We start from the raw sequence: 19,741 nt of genomic DNA, 5'->3' as shown, positions 1-19,741 counted from the left end.
GGACAATTTCACTGTCGTCCTGCTGATAGAACGCTAAAGCTGATTTTTGCCGTCTAGTGCGCGATTGGTATCAGATTTAAGCTGGGTGCATGGCTTCACCCACCCTTTTTCGGAGGCACCTTGAAAAACATCATCGGTATCTACACCAGCCCGGGGGCGCATTGGGTCGGCGACGGTTTTCCGGTGCGTACGCTGTTTTCCTACGACACCCTGGGCAAGCACATCAGCCCGTTTCTGCTGCTTGATCACGCAGGTCCGGCTGAATTCACCCCGACTACCGAGCGTCGTGGCGTCGGCCAGCACCCGCACCGCGGTTTTGAAACCGTGACCATTGTCTATAATGGCGAGCTGGAACACCGCGACTCCAGCGGCGGCGGCGGTAAAATCGGCGCTGGCGACGTGCAATGGATGACCGCCGCTTCGGGGATTATCCATGAGGAGTTCCATTCCGAAGGTTTCGCCAAAAGCGGCGGCACCCTGGAAATGGTTCAGCTGTGGGTTAACTTGCCGGCCAAGGACAAAATGGCCGATGCCGGTTACCAGACGATTCTCGATAGCGACATCCCGAGCATCCCGCTCAAGGACAACGCCGGCAGCCTGCGCTTGATCGCCGGTGAGTTCGACGGCCACACCGGCCCGTCACGCACTTTTACGCCAATCGATGTCTGGGACCTGCGCCTCAATGGCGGCAAGTTGCTGACCCTGGATTTGCATGAGGGTCGCAACACCGCGCTGGTGGTGCTGCGCGGCACGGTGCAGGTCAATGGCCTGGAATGGGTGCGCGAAGGGCAATTGGCACTCTTCGAACGCGACGGTGCTCAGCTCAGCCTGGAAGCCAATAATGACGCGGTGGTGTTGTTGCTCAGCGGCGAGCCCATCGACGAGCCGATCGTTGGCCATGGCCCGTTTGTGATGAACAGCGAACAGGAGATTCATCAGGCCTTTGCCGATTACCAGTCGGGCCGGTTCGGGCGGATGAGCGGCTGAGTTCGGCAACAACGCAACACCCCTGTGGGAGCGGGACTGTGGCGAGGGGGCTTGCCCCCGTTGGGTCGCGAAGCGGCCCCGGCACTTCTAAATTCAACCGCATGCAATGGGTTTACGACTGCTTCGCAGCCGAACGGGGGCAAGCCCCTCGCCACAGTCCCGCTCCCACATTGGTTTTTGCGTTGTTCTCACAGCAACAATTGCTCCTACACTGTGCCCAATCCGTGCGATCTTCACGTCATTGGCCCTTGCTGGAGTTGCTTGATGCTGTCACTGCTCACCGATCACCCGTTGCTCATCGCATTGGTCCTGATCCTGATTGATCTGGGTCTATGGCGTTTGATCAGCACCAACGGCAGCAACTGGAAACTGGTCGTGCGCCTGGTGATTTTCTCGTTGTTCAGCGTTTTGTTGTTCAACGAAGGCCTGAACCCGATGGAGCCGGCACCCTGGGCCGACAACGTAGCGCTGCACCTGGCCGCCACCGGTTTGCAGATCGGCTGGTGGCTGTTCGGTGCGCGAACCCTGACGGTGCTGATCGGTGCGGTGATGATGCAACGGGTCGGGCACACCGGGCGTTTGCTTCAGGATTTGCTCGGCGCGGTGATTTTCCTGATCGCGATCATCGCGGCCATGGCCTACGTGCTCGACCTGCCGGTCAAAGGCGTACTGGCCACCTCCGGCGCGGTGGCGATCATCGTCGGCCTGGCGCTGCAAAGCACCCTCAGCGATGTGTTCTCCGGCATCGTGCTGAACACCACCAAGCCTTATCAAATCGATGACTGGATTTCCATCGACGGCACCGAAGGCAAGGTCACCGACATCGACTGGCGCGCCACGCGGATGCAAACTTCCCAGGGCAGCATGGCGGTGATTCCCAACTCGCTGGCGGCCAAGGCCAAGATCATCAACTTCAGCCGCCCGAGCGATATTTTTGGCGTGTCTATCAGCCTGCAACTGAGCCCCCACGCCCGGCCGCACACGGTGATCGAAGCGCTGGAGCGAGCCATGCAGGGCTGTCGCTTTCTGCTCAATAAGCCGGCGCCATGCGTGGCGTTGAAAAGCTCCAGCAGCAGCGGCGTGGAGTATGAAATCAGCGGTTTTGTGGTGTCCATGGACCAGAAACGCATGGTCCGCAATCAACTGTTCGACCTGGCGTTCCGGCACTTGCAGGCCTCGGGCGTCAGCCTGTTGTCGAGCGTCGAACCCAACGCGCCCGCCAGCCTGTCGCGGCCACGGGCACTGCTGGAAAGCTCGAGCATTTTCTCCACCCTGCGCCAGGAAGAGAAAGAAACCTTCAGCCAGAACATGACACTGCAAACCTTCCGCGCCGGGGAAATGATCCTGGCGGGCGGCGAGGTCAGCGATCACCTGTTCATCATCGAATCCGGCGTGGTCTCGGTGGCCCTGAGCCGCGCCGGGGTCAAGTTCGAGGCCGGGCGCATGGGGCCGGGGAGGTGATCGGCGAGGCCGGGATCCTTTCGGACGAATCCGTACCGGCGGACTTTTCGGCCAAGACCTTTTGCGCGTTGTATCGCATCGAGAAGGAATACCTCAAGCCGTGCCTCGATGCTCGGCATGACATCAGCGAAGCGATGAAGGCGCTGCTCGATTATCGTCTGCACACCGCACAGGCGCTGACCCGGGAAGTGCCGACAGTGGTGGAGAAAAAGGCTTCCTGCAATGGTTGCGCAGTCGAACATAACGCATCACCCGGCCTGGGGGTTATGAGGCCTCGCGGCTATCGTATCGGCGCAACACGTAGTAGGACGGGCGACCATTTTCGTAGACCAGGTTGACCGGCATTTTCTCAATGTCGCTGCGTGCCATCAGCCGATAGTTTTGCCCATCATCCAGCACCGCCCCGTGCCAGGGTGTGCGCCAGATGTTGTCGCAGTCCATCAGCTTGATACCAATTTTTTCGCTGTGTGGATGTTGCGGGTGAATGGACAGCCTGATGGCTTCGGGAAACACTTCCTGAACCAATGCACTCCAGGCGTTACTTCGAATGATGACCTGGTAGGCGAGGTGCTTTGATTCTTCTTTTAATTGGTTACTTGAAGCCTCCGGTTTGCGGAATTTCAGATCGGTGTACATGAAGCGATGAATGCCGTTAAACATGTTCATTGTCTGTTCTTCGGTTTTTATTGTCGATTTTAGTTCTTCAAGGCTACGGCCATATTGTTTGACAAGTCTTTGTCGTATGTTGTCGAAATCGCCCTCTTTGAAATAGTCTTCGAGGTTGAAGATGTCTATGTTTTGGAGTTCGAGCGTGACCAGAAGGTTTTTTATTTCTTGCCCATAGTTCGAAACTTCTTCGTCGGTTACGCCAACACAATCAGAAAACGCACGGCCGTCGGAACAGATAATGATTCGGGCGCCTGGCGCATGCAGCTCGCCTATTTTCAGGCACAAGTCGTTGAGTTGCCGCAGGCTGAGCTGTTCGCCCAGGTCGGGACAAGTCCCCAGGACTTTCGACAGGTTCGGCGACTTGGCGGGGAATGCTGGCAGGATAAAGGTGATCGGGGCGCCCTGGGCGACCATGGTGTCGATTTTATCGGAGTGCATTTTCAGACAAAGTGTGCAGGGCGAGTGAAGGCAGTTGTCGTTGTCGTGTATCAGACGACGTTGTCGATAAACGATTTCAAGCAGTTGTATGGCAACAGACTTGGCATCGGAAGTTGGCGCAAGGTTAAAGAGGCCGGTTATAGGTGTGCCCATGACTAATTCTCTTTATAAATATTATTTGGATGTGAGTGAATACATTGTTTTGATGCAGGTGTTGGAGGGTATTTAAAAAGTAATTGAGTATTAACGCAATGGCCGGTTTGTGAGTGAATGAAAGTTTGGATCCGATTTGGATTGTTTTGTGAGTGCGTATTTATATGGGCCGTTTCGACTTCCAATGGAAGGGTTGAATCGTGTATTAGCCCCAGCCGCTGATGATTGACGGCAGCCGTTTCAGGCCGTTCCGCCAATGGCCTCCTCGTCTTCTCGAATATTGGCTATTTGTCACCGGCGCGGGCGGGATTAACTTAGCTCCACCCCCACTTGTGACGGAGCCCTACCATGAAACCTCGCATCGATTTCTACACTGCTTCCCCAGACGCCCTCAAGGCTATGATCGCCCTGGAAACCGCCGTCTCGAAACTGCCGCTGGAAAAGAACCTGATCGAACTGGTCAAGCTGCGAACCTCGCAAATCAACGGCTGCGCCTTCTGCCTCGATATGCACAGCGCCGATGCCCGCAAGGGCGGTGAAGACGAGCGTCGTCTGTACACTTTGTCGGCCTGGCGCGAAACGCCGTTCTTCACCCCGCGTGAACGTGCGGCGCTGGCCTGGACCGAGTCCCTGACCCTGGTGAGCCAGACCCACGCCTCGGACGAAGACTATGAACTGGCGGTCTCCGAGTTCAGCCCCAAGGAAATGGTCGATCTGACTGTGGCGATCACCACCATTAACGCCTGGAATCGCCTGGCGATTGGTTTCCGCAAAATGCCTCAAGCCTGATCAATGAGCGTCTGCTGACGGCGCGGCCGGTGGTTTTACCTTGCGCATCAAGGGCACCATCGCCGTGGCGATAATGAAGCAGACCATGATCATCAAAAACGCGTCGCCATAGGTTTGCGTCTGCGCTTCGCGGTAAGTCAGCAGCCACAGTTGGTGCAGGCTGGCGGTGACACCCGCGTCACCGCTTTGGCCGAGGGCGGCGAAGTTGTTGCCTACCTGGGACAGCCACTGGTTGAGTGCTTCGTTGGTGCTGTTCAAGTGTTCAGCCAAACGTGTGAAATGCAGGTTGGTACGGTCGTTGAGGATGGTCGCGCAAGCGGCGATACCGATGGCGCCGCCCAGGTTGCGCATCAGGTTGAACAACCCGGAAGCATGTTTGAGTCGCGACGGGGCCAGGCCACCCAAGGTCAGGGTCACTGCCGGTGGCACTGCCAGTTGCTGGGCAATCCCGCGCAAGGCTTGCGGCAGCATCAATTCTCTCGCGCCCCAGTCATGGGTGATCGGGCTGAAATCCCACATCGACAACGCGAACAGCCCAAGGCCGGTCATCATGATCCAGCGCAGGTCGACGCGGTTGGCCAGAAAGGCGTACAGCGGAATCGCCATGATCTGGAACACCCCGGTGGAAAAAATCGCCAGGCCAATGTCCAGCGCGCTGTAGCCACGGACCCGGCCGAGAAACAGCGGCGTCAGGTAAATGGTGGCGAACAGGCCAATCCCAGTGACGAAGGAAAAGAAGCAGCCGAGGGCAAAGTTGCGGTCCTTCAAAGCGCGCAAATCAACGATCGGATTGGCCACGTGCAGGCTGCGGCCGATGAATGCGAGTCCGGCGAGTCCGCTGATCCATGCAGTGATCAGAATCGTGCTGTCGCTGAACCAATTCCAGCGCGGGCCTTCTTCGAGGGTGTATTCCAGGCAGCCGAGAAACAGCGCCATAAACACCATGCTGAGGTAGTCGGCACCCTTGAGCAGCGATAACTCTGGCTGATCGATCTTCACCAGCATCGGCACCGCCACGGCGACGAAAATCCCCGGCACCAGGTTGATGTAGAACAGCCAGTGCCAGGATGAAATGTCGGTGATCCAGCCACCGATAACCGGGCCCAGCGTCGGTGCAAGCGAGGCTACCGCGCCAATGGTCGCGGCAGCGATCACCCGTTGTTTGCCGGTGAAGAAAAAGAACGCCGTGGTGAACACCAGCGGAATCATCGAACCGCCGAGAAAACCTTGCAGGGCACGAAAGGCGATCATGCTCTGGATATTCCAGGCCGCGCCGCAGAGCAGGCTGGCCAGGGTGAAACCAACCGCCGAGGCGCAAAACAACCAACGGGTCGAGAACACCCGGGACAACCAGCCGGACAACGGGATCACGATGATTTCAGCAATCAGGTAACTGGTTTGCACCCACGCGGTTTCGTCGGTGCCGGCCGAGAGTCCGCCGCCGATGTCGCGCAAGGAGGCGGAGACGATCTGGATATCCAGCAGCGCAATGAACATGCCGATGCACATGCTGGCGAAGGCGAAGACCTTGGTCGCCGTCGCCATGTCCGCGGCATTGAATGGTTGCGCCGGAGCGGCGAGGGCGCGGCTCATGGCGCGCTGGCCACGGCTGGGGTTTTCTCCTCGGCGCGGGTGTCGACTTCAGCGGTCACCGACAGGCCGGGGCGCAAATGACCGAGCACGCCGTCGGCCGGGTCGAGGACGATCCGTACCGGCACCCGCTGGACGATTTTGGTGAAGTTGCCGGTGGCGTTCTCCGGCGGCAACACGCTGAACTGAGCGCCGCTGGCCGGGGCAAGGCTGTCCAGATGACCATGGAACACCTGACCCGAAAGCACATCAGCGCGGATGACGACACGCTGGCCCGACGTCATCCGCGCCAGTTGGTCTTCCTTGAAATTGGCATCGACCCACAACCCGCTGGATGGCACCACCGACAGCAGTTGCGAACCGGCCTGCGCATAAGCGCCAACCCGCGCCCGACGATTGCCGACCACACCGTCCACCGGGGCTTTCAGTTCGGTGTAGCCGACGTTCAATTGCGCCAGGTCACGCTCGGCTTTGGCTTGCATCAACGCCGCGCGGGCTTGTTGTTTCTGGGTTTCGATCACATCGAGTTGACGTTGGGTGGCCAGCAGTTCGGCCTGAGCCCGGGCACTGATTGCCTGCGCAGTCTTGAAGGTGGCGTTGGCGCGTTGGGCGCTTTCCACCGAGACAGCGTTGCTGCCGACCAGTTTTTTGTAGCGCGCATCGTCATCCCGTGAGCGGGAGGTTTCGGCACCAGCGGCATCGATCCCGGCGCGGGCCTGGCCGATCACCGCGTGTTGCAGTTGTTCGGTGGCCGCGAGGTTGGCGAGCAGGGCTTCTTCTGCGGCGACCGCGCCTTCAGCCTTGGCCAGGTTGGCGCGGTAGTCGCGCGAATCAAGCCGAACCAGCACATCGCCGGCCTTGACCTTCTGGTTGTCGGTCACCAGCACTTCTTCGATATAACCCGCGACTTTCGGCCCGATCACCGTGACGTCGCCGCCAATGTAGGCATCGTCGGTTTCTTCGAGGAAACGCCCGGCGGTCCACCAATGGGCGCCGTACAGACCAATTCCCACTAACGCCGCGATGGCCACAGCCAGCAGAAGCAGACGTTTGAGCACGGGCGGCTTGCGGGCGGCTACCGGGACAGCCAGGTCGGGTTCAACGTTGGGCATGCTGGTCATGGGAAATACCTGTGGGAAACGGCTGTTTATTACGGATGTAATATGACGCAGGTAATATATTCTGACAATTGATTTTTACTGCCGGTCGTCAGATGGGTGATTGAGAAAATGAAAGCTGACCAATTGTTTAAGAAATGTAAGCGTTGTAGGACGCGTCTTGCATTTGAGTTGGAACGATCTGACTATCACGAAAATTGATGGGATGGCATTGAGCCATTTGATGATCGCAAGGATGTTGAGTGCCGTATTCGCTTCGCGCTGTTCCTCGTCGCAGTCCCACACCTCGCACGCTGTTGTTGGTTTTGTTGTTGAGCCTGAGTGTTTCATCCCTTCAGGCCGCTGACCCTTCCGCTCCAGGCCAGGAACTACTGCGCCAGCAGCAACAGCAACAGCGCGACCTGCAACAACTGCAACTGGAAGAACGTCGTCGGCAACTGGAACGCGGCAGTTTCGGTGCGCCGCCGGTCACGCCCGCGTTGCCCGCCCAAGTCACCCCGGATGAACGCTGCTGGCCGCTGAGCGGTACGCGCATCGGCGGCGTTACTCTGATCAACAGCCAAAAACTCAACGAGCGAATCAAGCCGCAGCTGTCGGCGTGCATGGGCGTCGGCCAGATCAACCATCTGCTGGCGACCATCACCGCGCTGTACGTGGACGCCGGTTACATCGCCAGTCGGCCGTACCTCAGCAGCGCACCAGCGGCGGGGCAGTCGCTGGATATCGTGGTCGATGAAGGTTATGTCGAGTCCATCGAACTGGCCGACCAGAGCCTGCCGGTGTCCCTCGGCGGTGCGTTTCCCGGGATGCTTGGCAAGCCGCTGAACCTGCGCGATCTCGAACAAGGCCTGGACCAGTTGAACCGTCTGCGTTCGGTGGACTTGACCGCTGACATCTCCCCCGGCACCGAGCCCGGCGCCTCGCGGATCATTCTGCGTTCGCGCACCAGCGGTCAGTCGCGTTGGGCGTTGGGCCTGGGCGCGGACAACCTCGGCAGCGCTAGCACCGGACGGGATCGCGACACCCTGAGCCTGAGTCTCGACAGCCCGCTGGAGCTCAACGACTCACTCAATCTCAGCGCCAGCGACACCCTCAATCACGGCGATCGCTACAGCCGCAACGCCAGCCTTTATTACGCGATTCCTTACGGCTACTGGACCTACAGCGTCTTCGCCAGTCATGCCGAATACCGTGCGCCGTTCAAACTCCCCAGCGTGACGTTTCACAGTACCGGTATCACCGACCAGCTCAGCTTGCGTGCCGACCGCGTGCTGTGGCGCGATCAAAGTCATCAGCTCAGCGCCAATCTGCAACTGGCGCACAAGGACGTCGACAGCTACCTGGAGAACGTTCGCCTCGGTATCCAGAGCCCGACGCTGACCGTGGCCGAAGCCGGGCTGAACCTGTTCTGGCTCAACAGCGCTGGTCTGGAACCTGGACATCAATTATGCCCAGGGCCTGCGCTGGCTCGGCGCCGATGACGATGCCAATCGCCAGGTCAGCAACCAGCCGAAAGCGCAGTTCCGCAAATACCGCGCCGGCCTCAGCCAGTGGCGCAACGGTCAATTTGGCCAGCAGGCCTGGCAATGGCAGAGCCAGTTCAACGTGCAATACAGCCCCGATCCGCTGCCGGCCGTCGAACAGCTGCTGGGCACCGACGATTCCGCCGTGCGCGGTTACCGGGTCAACAGTGCCTCCGGCGCCAGCGGAGCGATCTGGCGCAACACCCTGCGCCTGCCTTTAAAAAGCAATTTGCCAATGCAAGTCACCCCGCGCCTGGGTCTGGACAACGGCTGGATCAAGGCCGACCACGGCGCCCAGGGCCAGCGTCTGAGCGGGGCCAGCGCCGGGGTCAACCTGAGCTGGAAAAACCTGCAAGTGGACATCGATTACCAACGCAGCCTCGACACTCCCAGCGGTTTTCATCAGGAGCCAGAAACCTGGCTGATGCGCGTGGGGCTAACGCTATGAACACCCAACAACAGCCGTCGGACCTGAGCGCCACAGCCACGGCCAACAACTCGGCGCGCAACGTGATGCCGCACTTTAATTGAGAGGTTTTTATGCCTGCACAGACATTTGCGTTCCATCTTTCCCCACGGGGCAAACTGCGCTGGGCGATTGCCAGCCTGTTCCTGATTGCCCATTTTCCCAGCGCCTTCGCGGGTGGTGTGGTGGTCGCGCCGGGCCCCGGTGGCACCGCGCAACTGCAAACCCAGGGCGGCGTGCCCATCGTCAACATCGTTGCGCCCAATGGTTCCGGCCTGTCGCATAACCAGTTTCTGGACTACAACGTCGACCGCCAGGGCTTGGTGCTGAACAACGCCTTGCAGGCCGGGCAATCCCAGCTCGCCGGGCAACTGGCGGCCAACCCGCAGTTCCAGGGCCACGCCGCGAGCGTGATCCTCAACGAAGTGATCAGCCGCAACGCCTCGACCCTCAACGGCGCCCAGGAAATCTTCGGCAAATCCGCCGATTACGTGTTGGCCAACCCCAACGGTATCTCGGTGAACGGCGGCAGTTTCATCAACACGCCGAACGCCAACCTAGTGGTCGGTCGCCCCGAATTGAACGACGGCAAGCTGCAAGCCCTGAGCACCCGTGACGCCAAGGGCAGCTTGCAGATTCAAGGCGCGGGCCTGCAAAACCGCGAAGGCTCGATCAACCTGATCGCACCGCGTATCGATAGCCAGGGCAGCCTCAGTGCGCGGGATCAACTGAACCTCACGGTCGGCCGCAATCAGGTGGACTACGCCAGCGGCCAGGTGAAAGCCGTCGATCCGGCGGGGAACACCACCGACCAACGCATCGATGCCAGCCTGTTCGGCGCGATGCAGGCTGGGCGCATCAACATCGTCAGCACTGCCGAAGGCGCGGGCGTGCGGGTTGGCCCGGTGCAAGTGGCGGGCCGCGATGGCGTGCAGATTCGTTCCGCTGGCGACCTGAGCATCAGCGGTCAAGCCGTTGCCGACAGCCTCGACGTCACCCGTGCCGGCGTGCGCAGCAACCAGGGTAATGTCGGCCTGCACAGCGGCAAAGACTTGACCCTGGCCGCTGCCGACGTGAGTGGCCGCGACGTCAAACTCGACGCCAAACGCAACCTGACCCTGACCACCGTCGAAAGCCGCAAGCTCCAGCAGACTCGCGAAAACTGGAACAACAGCACCATCGGCATCACCTGGGAAACCTACGACCGGACCCAGACCGACAGCGACTCGCGCCAGCACGGCAGCCAGATTCTTGCCAGCCGTGACGCGCAGCTTTCCTCCGGTGGCGACACCGAACTCAAGGCGGCCAAAGTCGATGCGGCAAACAATTTGAACGTCCAAAGCGGCGGCGACCTGCGCCTGACCGCCGCCACCGAAAGCCACACCCAAACCGACCAGGGCAACCACCGCAAACACCTGTGGAAAGCCAACTGGGACACCAGCAGCGAAGAACAACGCAGCATCACCAGTCAGTTGAAGGGCGGAAATATCGCCCTGGCCACGGCGGCATTGCTGCGTTCCGAAGGTGCGCAATTGTCTAGCAAGGGCGACATCAACCTCGCCGGCAAACAGGTCGAAATCACCAGCGCCAGCCGCACCCAGCGCAAGAGCGACAACAGCTACTCGGGCGATTTGGTCGGTGGCGGTTTCTTCGGCAAGACCGGCGACGCCGATCAAGGCAAAACCCAAAACCAGGGCAGCAAGGTCAACGCTACCGGCAAACTGATCGTCAAGGCTGACGACGTGCGCATCAGCGGTAGCCAGGTGCGCGGCGGCACTGAGGCCAGTGTTGTCAGCGACAAGGGTTCGCTGATCATCGATGGCGTGCAGGACACCTCCCACGCCAACAGCCACGACAAGGACAGCAAGTTCTTCGGCATCACCAAGGACGAAACCCGGCAGAACGCCAAGGACAGCACCACGGTGCGCAGCGAGCTGACCTCCGACAGCAACCTCAAGCTCAAGAGCGCCAAGGACATTGAAGTGGCCGGCGCGACGGTCAAGGCCGATGGCACCCTGAGCGTTGATGCGGCGGGGGATGTGAACGTACATTCTGCGCAAAACACCAGCGACAGCAGCAAAACCACCGAGACCCGTGGCTTCGACGCCTACGCCAAGGAAAACGCCCCGGACGCCGGCCAGTACCGCGCCGGTGTGCATTACGAAGACAAGCAACAAACCGTGACCAGCAACGACGTCAAGCAGCAGGGCTCCAGCCTCAGCGGCGGCAACGTGCAACTGGCGGCGGGCGGCGACCTGATGCTCAAGGGCGCCGAGGTCAAAGCCACCAACGGTGACGCGACCCTGACCGGCAAAAACGTCTCGCTGCTGGCCGAGCAGGACAGCCACAGCACTTCGACCGATAAAACCAGCACCAGCGGCGGTTTCTACTACACCGGCGGCCTCGACCGCGCCGGAAGTGGTGTCGATTTCGCCCACAACACCTCGCAAGACACCGCCAGCAAAACCACGGCGCAAACCACCAGCGTCCAAAGCAGCGGCAACCTGAACATCAATACCGGAAAGCTCACCACCGAAGGCGCGCATCTTGATGCCGGCAAAGGTCTGGATGTCGCGGCGGGCGAGGTCGACAATCGCGCTGCAAGCAACACCGACAGCAGCACTCATCACGAGAGCAACTGGTCGGCGGATATTGGCGCCAACGTCGAATACAAAGACATCGCCCGACCCATCGCCGGGGCAGTCAAGGACGTGTTGAACGGCAAGGTGCCGGACAAGGACGCGTTGGCCAATCTCGGTCAGCCGAATGTCGGCATCGACGTGGCTATCGGTCACCAGGATGCCAGCCATACCGAGCAAACCGGCAACGCCGTGGTCAGCCAGTTCAAGGGCGGCACCGTGGACGTCAAGGTCGCCGGTACCTTGCAGGACCAGGGTACCCAATACCAGGCGAGTTCGGGCAAGGTGAACATCAGCGCCGACGCGTTGGTGGCGAGCGCCGCGAGCAACACCCACAGCCGCACCGATCAGGCGCTGGACGCCAAGGCTGACGTGCGGGTCTACACCAAAACCGGTGAAGACGTGAACGTTGCCGGCAGCGGTGCGGGCGGCAGCAGCCAGACGCGCAAAGACAGCTCCACCGCGGTGGCTGGCAACTATGCCGGCAGCGACGGGGTGAACATCAACCTGCGCGAAAAGGGTCAGTTTGAAGGCAGCCATTTCGATGGCGGGCAGGGCGGGGTTTCGATCAAGACCGGCGGTGAGCTGGCGCTGAATCAGGCCAACGACCGTCAGAGCAGTGACACGTCTAGCCTGCGCGGCAATGGCTCGCTGAACGTCGGCACGGCGCCAGGCACTAACGGCACCAATGTTGATCTGGGCGCCGGCTTCCAGCTCGATCACACCGGCAAACAGACGCAAGACAGCCAGGCTCAGGTCGCGAGTATTCAGGGCAAAGGCCCAGTGGTGTTGAGCAGTGGTGGCGATCAAATCCTCCAAGGGACGAAGGTTGATACGGCAGGCGGCATCGACTTGAAGGCTGACGGCAAACTCGATCTGCAAGCGGCGACCGACACGCACAGCGCCTCGGGCAGCAACCTTGGCGGTGGTCTGAAGGTGGGTGGTAGTAAAACCAGTACTGAGAAAAGCGCTGATCAGGGCGGCAATTTGAGCGGCAATTTCAACATCGGTCGGGTCAACGAAAACACCCAAACCTTGACCGGTGGCCAGCTCAACAGTCAGGGCAACATCGCTCTCAGCGGTGAGGCTATCCACCTGCAAGGCACCCAGGTCAGCGCCCCGAGCGTCAGCCTTGATGCGCAGCAGGGCGGGATCAATCAGGAATCGGCCCAGTCCACGCAGAACCGCACTAACTGGAATGTCGCGCTGAATGCTGGCGGCAACCTGAGCAACAGCACACCGGTTGTTGTGGATGAAAAGAACGTTGCCAGCAGTGACCACGGCTTCAATGCCGGGGCCAAGGTTGGGGTTGATCACCTGAAAGGCACGACGCAGCAGAACAGTCAGATCAAGGCTGACGGCGTCATCGTCAACTCTTCCGGGGATGTGCATCTGGCCGGTGCGCGGATCGATGCCGGGACCGTCAGCGGCAAGGTGGGCGGTGATCTGACCGTGGAAAGCCGTCAGGACAGCCAGACCAGCGCCAAGGTCGACGTTGACTTGGGCCTGACCGCGACAAAAGCAAAACCAGCCGAGAAGGATAAAGTCGCCGACAATGCCAAACTCGGCGGCACTGACTACAAACCGACCCTGAAAGCCGACGGCGGTTATGCGCACAAGGACAGCGTCGGCCAGGCCTCGGGTATCAGCGGCACACAAGGTGTGGATCTGAAGGTTGGCGGCGCCACGCAACTGACCGGCGCACGGATTGCCTCGACCGAAGCCCGGGTGGATCTGGGCGGCTCGAAAGTCAGCACCACGGACCTGAGCAACCGCGACTACGGCGTCAACGCAGGTCTCGATCTGCCTGAGAAACCGAAAGCCGAGGGCAGCAAACCTGAGGTTTCGGCTGCGGGTGAACACAGCGTCAAACTCGGCCCCGTGACGATTGGCGGTCATTACGACAGCCAGTCGCTGCAGGCCGGGATTGACGAGAAAAACATCTAAGCACCACGTTCCCCTGTGGGAGCGGGCTTGCTCGCGAAAGCGGTCGTCCAGTCGACAACACAGTTGCCTGACACACCGCCATCGCGAGCAAGCCTGCTCCCACATTTAAATCGCTATCAGCCGGGAGTCTGGCTCAGTTCTTCTGCGCCGAAATGCTCGCCAATTCCTCGCTCGACCACCCACCACCCAACGCTTTGATCAACCCCACATTGGCGCTCAACTGGCGGGTCTGTAAATCCAGTACGCTACTTTGGGCCTGTAACGCCGTGGTCTGCGCAGTCACGACATCCAGGTAACCGATCGCACCCTGGCGGTATTGGTCCATGGCCAGGTTCTCCGATTGTTGTGCGGCGTCCGCTGCGTCGCGCTGGTCCTTGAGGGCGGAACCCAATCCGGACACCAGCGACAGGTTGTCTTCGACCTGGGCAAACGCCGCGAGCACCACGCTGCGATAGTGCGCGCCGGCCTCTTCGGTGGCGGCTCTGGCGGCGTCCAGTTCGGCTTGATGCGCGCCTCCGTCAAAAATGGTCCCCAGCAGTGACGGTCCGATGACCCAGAACAGATTGGGTGCCGAGAGCAATTTGGCGTACTCGGCGCTTTGAAAACCGGCCTGGGCACTCAGGGTCAGGCTGGGGTAAAACGCCGCACGGGCGACGCCGATTTTTGCGTTGGCTTCGGCGGTCCGGCGTTCGGCGGCGGCGATGTCGGGGCGGCGCTGCAACAGGGTCGATGGCAACCCGACGGGTACCACAGGCAGGGTCACGACGCGGGTGCTTTGAGCGATGGAAAAGTCCGAGGCCGACGCCCCCACCAGCGCTGCAATGGCATGTTCCAGCAGGGCACGTTGCGCGATGTTCTGGGTCAACTGCGACTTGGTCGAAGACAGCTGCGTGCGAGCACGCGCCACGTCCAGCCCCGAGACAATGCCGCCGTCATGCAGGCCCTGCGTCAGGTTCAACGCTTTCTCGAACGCTCGCCCCCGTCGCCGTCAGCAACCGGGTCTGCTGATCCAGGCCTCGCAGGCGAATGTAGGTGTCGGCCAGTTGCGTTTGCAGGCTCAGGCGCGCCGAGGCCAGGTCGGCTTTCTGCGCCTGGGACTCGTCCTTGCCCGCGGCGACCGTATCGCGCACGCGGCCCCACAAATCCACTTCGTAATCGACCTCGGCGCCCAAGGTGACCGAGTTGTACTCGTCGGGCCCGCCGGAGCGCAGCGGTTTATTGTCCGACTGACGAATGCGTTGCGGGTTGGCGTTGCCGGTGATCGTCGGGAACAATCCCGACTCCACTTGCCTGACGAACGCCTGAGCCTGGGCGTAGTGCGCCAGTGCGGCGCTCAGGTCCGGGTTGTTGTGCAGCAATTGCTGTTGCAGCGCGTCGAGTTGCGGATCGTTATACATCTGCCACCAGCCATCGCGACTCAACTGGTCCGACGGCTGCGCCGTGGTCCAGGGTGCGACGCTGCGAAACTGCGCGGCCACGGGGGTTGTCGGCACATGATAAGCGGGGGCAAGCGAGCAGGCGCTGAGCCCCAACAACGCGCCCAATGCGCAAAACGTCTTCCGGTCAGCCATTGCCTTTGGCTCCCTTGTCGGGCTGCACGACTTGCACGCTGTCATCATCGGCGAGGCCGTCAGGTGGCGTGTCGATCACCCGGTCACTGGCCGACAACCCCGAGCCGACTTCCACCGAATCACCCAGCTCACGGGCAATGGTGATGGTTTTGAAGCGCACCTTATCGTTCGCATCGAGGGTCGCCACCCGCAGGCCATGTTCGTCGAAGATCAACGCGCTGGCCGGTAACCGCAAGGCGTTGACCTGTACCGGCAACTTGAACTCGACATTGGTGAACCCGCCCGGTATCAGGCGCCCGCCAGGGTTATCGACGAGCAGTTGAACCAGTGTGGTGCCCGACGTGGCGTTGACCGAGTCAGCGGTGGCGATGACCCGCGCGGCAAACTGCTCCTTCTGATACTCGGGCACCGTCAGGCTGGCGCTGGTGCCGGCTCGCACCAGCGGCGAAAACGTCTGTGGCACCTGCACGTAAACCCGCAGGCGGCTAACGTCTGACACGACGAACAACTCCGGCCCGTTCGCGCCGCTGCCGGCATTGATCAATGCCCCGACATCGGTCTCGCGCGCCGTCACCACGCCATCGAACGGCGCGACCAGGCGCTGGAAGCCCTTGGTCGCCACCAGCCGATCGACATTGGCTTTGGCCGCCATCACCTGCGCCTGTTTGGCGCTCAGGTCACCGGTGCGCTGGTCGACGTCCTGGCGCGATACGGAATCGGAAGCCAGCATCGCTTGCCAGCGTTTCGCAGTGGTGGACGCCAGTGACTCGTTTGCCTGGGCGCTGGCCAGGTCGGCGCGAGCCTGAAGTAGTTGCTGATCGAGTTCGGGAGCGTCGATTTCAGCGAGCAACTGCCCGGCCTTGACCGGTGCGCCGATGTCGAATTTCCAAGACTTCAGATAGCCGCTGACGCGGGCGAAGATCGAGGCTCTGGAATAGGCCTCCAACCGCCCCGGCAAATTAAGCACCGGACCTTGCGGGGCCACGCTCGGGGAAATCAGCACCACGTTGGGCAGCGCCTGTTTGTCGGTCCAGTCCTTGAGGGTGCGTGACTCACTCACGCGCCAGATGACGCACGCGATCACGATCAGCACCAACATCAACACGGCCAGCATGATTCGCCAATGGCTGGTCCTGTGGTGTGCCGTGCTGGCTTGGGTCTTGTCGTCGGACATGTCAGGCCTCTTGAGTCGCGGTGGCCGGGACAGACTCGCTGTCGTCGCGGGCGTGGACGATGCTGAAAATCACCGGCACCAGAAACAGCGTCGCCACTGTGGCAAAGGCCAACCCGCCGATCACCGCTCGGCCCAGCGGGGCATTCTGCTCGGCGCCTTCACCCAGGCTCAGGGCCATGGGCGTCATGCCGATGATCATTGCCAGTGCGGTCATCAGCACTGGGCGGAACCGGGTAAAACCGGCCTCCAGCGCCGAGGCAATGGAGTCGCCGTGGGCGTCCAGGCGTTCACGGCAGAAACTGACCACCAGAATCGCGTTGGCCGTCGCCACGCCGATACACATGATCGCGCCGGTCAGCGCCGGCACCGACAACGGCGTGTGAGTGAGGAACAACATCCAGACGATACCCGCCAACGCCGCGGGCAGGGCCATAAGAATGACAAACGGGTCCAGCCACGACTGGAAGTTGACCACGATCACCAGATAGATCAGCACCACAGCCCCGAGCAAGCCGAACAGCATGCCGTTGAACGCACTGTTCATGGTTTGCACCTGACCGAGCAACGCCACTTTCGAGCCCTTGGGCACGTCCTTGGCGTGGGCGTTGATGATGTCCTGAATGTCCGCAGCCACGGCGCCGAGGTCGCGGTCCTGGGTAGAAGCGTAAATCTCCACCACCGGCTGCAGCTCAGACTGGCTGAACACCGAGTGGCTGTTGGTCCGTTCAAGGGTCGCCAGGCCGCCGAGAATCTGTTCGTCGTTGCCCGCGCCGGTCGGGCTGAGCGGCAAGTTGTTTAAGGCGGACAGGGAGTCGAGGTTGTACTGCGGCGTCTGCATCACGATCGGGTAGGAGATGCCATTGGTATTGTTCAGCCAGTAAGTCGGCGCCACCTGACTGGACCCCGCGAGGTTGACCACCAGACTATTGGTGACATCGCGTTCGGTTATACCGACCAGTTGCGCACGGGTGCGGTCGACGTTGACCTTGAAGGTCGGCAGTTGTTGGGACTGCTGGATCCGCGCATCGGCGACCCCCGGCACGCGACGGATTTCGCGCAGCAAGGTGTTGGCATAGGTGAAATTGGCGGTCTGGTTGCTCCCCTGGATTTGCAGGTCAATCGGTGCTGAAGCGCCGAAATTCAGAATCTGCCCGACGATGTCCGCCGGTGGAAATGAAAACACCAGGCTGGGAAATTGTCGCGGCAGTTGTTCGCGCATTTGCCGCATGTATTCGGCGCTGGGGCGATGGCCGTCGTTGAGCTTGATATGGATGTCACTGTCCTGGGAGCCCACGGTCCCGGTGTTGTTGTAGGTGATATTGATGCCGCTGATCGACAGGCCGATGTTATCGACCACTGAGCCGAGGTCCGCCGGCGGGATGATGCGGCGGATCGAGTCTTCGACGTTGAAAATGAATTCGGCGGTCTTCTCTACCCGCGTGCCGACCGGTGCGCGCACGTGCAATAGGATCTGCCCGGCATCGACGGCCGGAAAAAGTTGCGTCCCAGAAATGGCACGAGGGTGAACGACAGCAGGACAAAGCCGAAAAAGCACACCACGAAAATCCCCCGGTGATGCAGGGTGGTTTCGAGCAGCGCGTGATAACGGTCGCGGGCGGCTTCGAAACGCTTTTCGAAGCCCCGTTGAAAACGCACCAGCGGATTGCCCGAGCGTTTGTTGTGCTCGGTTTCTTCGTCCTTGGTGTGGGGTTTGAGCAGGTAATTGGCCATGGTCGGCACCAGCGTCCGCGACAGCAGGAACGAGGCGATCATGGCGAACACCACGGCCTCGGCCATCGGCACGAACAAAAACCGGGCGATGCCTTCGAGGAAAAACATTGGCACGAACACGATGCAAATACACAGCAGAGAGACAAACGCCGGGGTGACGATCTGCGCGGCACCGTCGAGGATCGCGGTTTTTACCTCTTTGCCTTGTTCCAGGTGCCAGTTGATGTTCTCGATGGTGACGGTCGCCTCGTCCACCAGAATCCCCACCGCCAGCGCCAGGCCGCCAAGCGTCATGATGTTTAGGGTTTCGCCGAGGGCGGCGAGGGTGGCTATGGAGGCCAGGATCGACAGCGGAATGGACACGGCAATGATCACCGTCGAGCGCCAGCTGCCAAGAAACAGCAGAATCATCAGGCTGGTCAGCGCGGCAGCGATGATCCCTTCCTTGGCCACGCTGCTGATCGCGGCCCGGACAAACACCGATTGGTCTTCAATAAACTCGATTTGCAGGTTGTCGGGCAGGGCAGCCTTGGAGTCGGCGAGTTTGTCGCGGATCCCGGTGATCACGCCCAGGGTCGAGGCCGAGCCGGTCTTCAGGATGGTCAGCAACAGTGAACGGCTGCCATTGACGTGCACGATGTTGGTTTGTGGCGGGTTGCCATCGCGCACTGTCGCCACATCGCGCATCAGCACCGTGGTGCCATTGGCGGTCTTGATCGGCAGGTCTTCGAGGTCCTTGAAGTCCGTCGGCGCGTTGTTCAGCAGTAGCGGGTATTCGTAGTCGCCGATTTTTTCGGTGCCGATCGGGGTGATCAGATTCTGTGTGGCCAGCGCATTCGCCACGTCCTGACCCGAGAGCCCACGGGCCTGCAACGCCGCCGAGTCGAGATCGATCTGAATCTGCCGGGATTTACCGCCGAACGGGTAGGGGATGGCCGCCCCGGCGACGGTCGTCAGCATCAGGCGCACGGTGTTGAGTCCGATGTCTCCGAGTTTTTGCTCGCTCAAGCCTTTGCCGGACAAGGCCAGTTGAATGATCGGCACCGTCGAGGCGCTGTAGTTGAGGATCAGTGGCGGCGTCGTGGCCGGTGGCAATTGACGCAAAATCGCTTGCGACACCGAGGTCACTTGCGCGTTGGCGTTGGTGATATTGACGTTGGGCTGAAAGAAAATCTTCACGATCCCGTAGCCATTCAACGACTGTGCCTCGATGTGCCGTATGTCGTTGACCGTGGTGGTCAGTACCCGCTGGAACGGCGAGGTGATCCGCCCGGCCATCTGGTCCGGTGACAAACCGGTGAACTGCCAGATGACGGCAATGACCGGGATGCGGATCTCGGGAAAGATGTCCGTGGGTGTGCGCAATGCCGCCAACGGACCGGCGATCAGGATCAGGATTGCCAGCACGATAAAGGTATAGGGCCTTCCCAGCGCGATACGTACAAGTGCATGCATTGCAGTTATCCGGGCTGTGGACCCGGCAGC

7 protein-coding genes and 4 pseudogenes are annotated in these 19,741 nt (G+C 60.7%); 5 read left to right on the top strand and 6 right to left on the bottom strand.

Annotated elements, in window-relative coordinates; all coding sequences use genetic code 11:
* Positions 1–120 precede the first annotated feature (120 nt).
* The gene (locus RHM58_RS31860; RefSeq protein WP_322269164.1) at positions 121–987 is read left to right on the top strand and encodes a pirin family protein; all 867 of its coding nucleotides are present in this window, start codon (positions 121–123) and stop codon (positions 985–987) included.
* 264 nt (positions 988–1,251) lie between these two features.
* Positions 1,252–2,692, top strand: a pseudogene (locus RHM58_RS31855) (mechanosensitive ion channel domain-containing protein).
* A 20-nt stretch (positions 2,693–2,712) separates the two neighbouring features.
* On the opposite strand, the gene RHM58_RS31850 reads toward RHM58_RS31855, so the two are convergent.
* Positions 2,713–3,708, bottom strand: a complete 996-nt coding sequence (locus RHM58_RS31850) for an L-tyrosine/L-tryptophan isonitrile synthase family protein (RefSeq protein WP_201256801.1) — start codon at positions 3,706–3,708, stop codon at positions 2,713–2,715.
* Between the two features lie 348 nt (positions 3,709–4,056).
* Here RHM58_RS31850 and RHM58_RS31845 point away from each other — a divergent pair, with 348 nt between their 5' ends.
* A complete protein-coding gene (locus RHM58_RS31845) occupies positions 4,057–4,497 on the top strand; it encodes a carboxymuconolactone decarboxylase family protein (protein WP_201204864.1) in 441 nt (146 codons plus the stop codon).
* Here the strand turns inward: RHM58_RS31845 and RHM58_RS31840 are convergent, their stop codons facing one another.
* Positions 4,498–6,090: a DHA2 family efflux MFS transporter permease subunit gene (locus RHM58_RS31840; RefSeq protein ID WP_201256802.1), complete on the bottom strand. Its 1,593-nt coding sequence runs from the start codon at positions 6,088–6,090 to the stop codon at positions 4,498–4,500.
* Entirely contained in the window at positions 6,087–7,208 is a 1,122-nt protein-coding gene (locus RHM58_RS31835; protein ID WP_322269163.1) for an HlyD family secretion protein, read from the bottom strand. The genes RHM58_RS31840 and RHM58_RS31835 overlap by 4 nt, the downstream gene beginning before the upstream one ends.
* Positions 7,209–7,447: 239 nt before the next feature.
* On the opposite strand from RHM58_RS31835, the pseudogene RHM58_RS31830 reads away from it, so the two are divergent.
* Both RHM58_RS31830 and RHM58_RS31825 read left to right on the top strand, forming a co-directional pair.
* Positions 7,448–9,176, top strand: a pseudogene (locus RHM58_RS31830) (ShlB/FhaC/HecB family hemolysin secretion/activation protein).
* A 92-nt stretch (positions 9,177–9,268) separates the two neighbouring features.
* Positions 9,269–13,780 carry a hemagglutinin repeat-containing protein gene (locus RHM58_RS31825; RefSeq protein WP_322269162.1) on the top strand — a complete coding sequence of 1,504 codons (4,512 nt, stop codon included), beginning with the start codon at positions 9,269–9,271 and terminating at the stop codon, positions 13,778–13,780.
* Between the two features lie 133 nt (positions 13,781–13,913).
* Here RHM58_RS31825 and RHM58_RS31820 read toward each other — a convergent pair.
* The 3 genes and pseudogenes from RHM58_RS31820 to RHM58_RS31810 all read right to left on the bottom strand — a co-directional run bounded on the left by RHM58_RS31820 (position 13,914) and on the right by RHM58_RS31810 (position 19,711).
* A pseudogene (locus RHM58_RS31820) lies at positions 13,914–15,351 on the bottom strand (efflux transporter outer membrane subunit).
* On the bottom strand, positions 15,344–16,465 hold the full coding sequence (locus RHM58_RS31815; RefSeq protein ID WP_322270933.1) for an efflux RND transporter periplasmic adaptor subunit: 1,122 nt from the start codon (positions 16,463–16,465) through the stop codon (positions 15,344–15,346). The pseudogene RHM58_RS31820 and the gene RHM58_RS31815 overlap by 8 nt, the downstream one beginning before the upstream one ends.
* Positions 16,466–16,526: 61 nt before the next feature.
* Positions 16,527–19,711: pseudogene (locus RHM58_RS31810) on the bottom strand (efflux RND transporter permease subunit).
* Between the last annotated feature and the right edge of the window lie 30 nt (positions 19,712–19,741).

Origin of the sequence: Pseudomonas sp. 10S4 (assembly GCF_034344865.1) — a bacterium.
In the GTDB taxonomy this organism is placed as follows: Bacteria; Pseudomonadota; Gammaproteobacteria; order Pseudomonadales; family Pseudomonadaceae; genus Aquipseudomonas.
Note: the sequence above shows the minus strand (reverse complement) of the source record. Positions and strands in the feature narration are given on the sequence as shown.

Bases quoted from the DNA above. Each gene is read 5' to 3' on its own strand.
- RHM58_RS31850 (WP_201256801.1), bottom strand. From the start codon at position 3,708: ATGGGCACACCTATAACCGGCCTCTTTAACCTTGCGCCAACTTCCGAT.
- RHM58_RS31835 (WP_322269163.1), bottom strand. From the start codon at position 7,208: ATGACCAGCATGCCCAACGTTGAACCCGACCTGGCTGTCCCGGTAGCC.
- RHM58_RS31845 (WP_201204864.1), top strand. From the start codon at position 4,057: ATGAAACCTCGCATCGATTTCTACACTGCTTCCCCAGACGCCCTCAAG.
- RHM58_RS31840 (WP_201256802.1), bottom strand. From the start codon at position 6,090: ATGAGCCGCGCCCTCGCCGCTCCGGCGCAACCATTCAATGCCGCGGAC.
- RHM58_RS31815 (WP_322270933.1), bottom strand. From the start codon at position 16,465: ATGCTGGCCGTGTTGATGTTGGTGCTGATCGTGATCGCGTGCGTCATC.
- RHM58_RS31825 (WP_322269162.1), top strand. From the start codon at position 9,269: ATGCCTGCACAGACATTTGCGTTCCATCTTTCCCCACGGGGCAAACTG.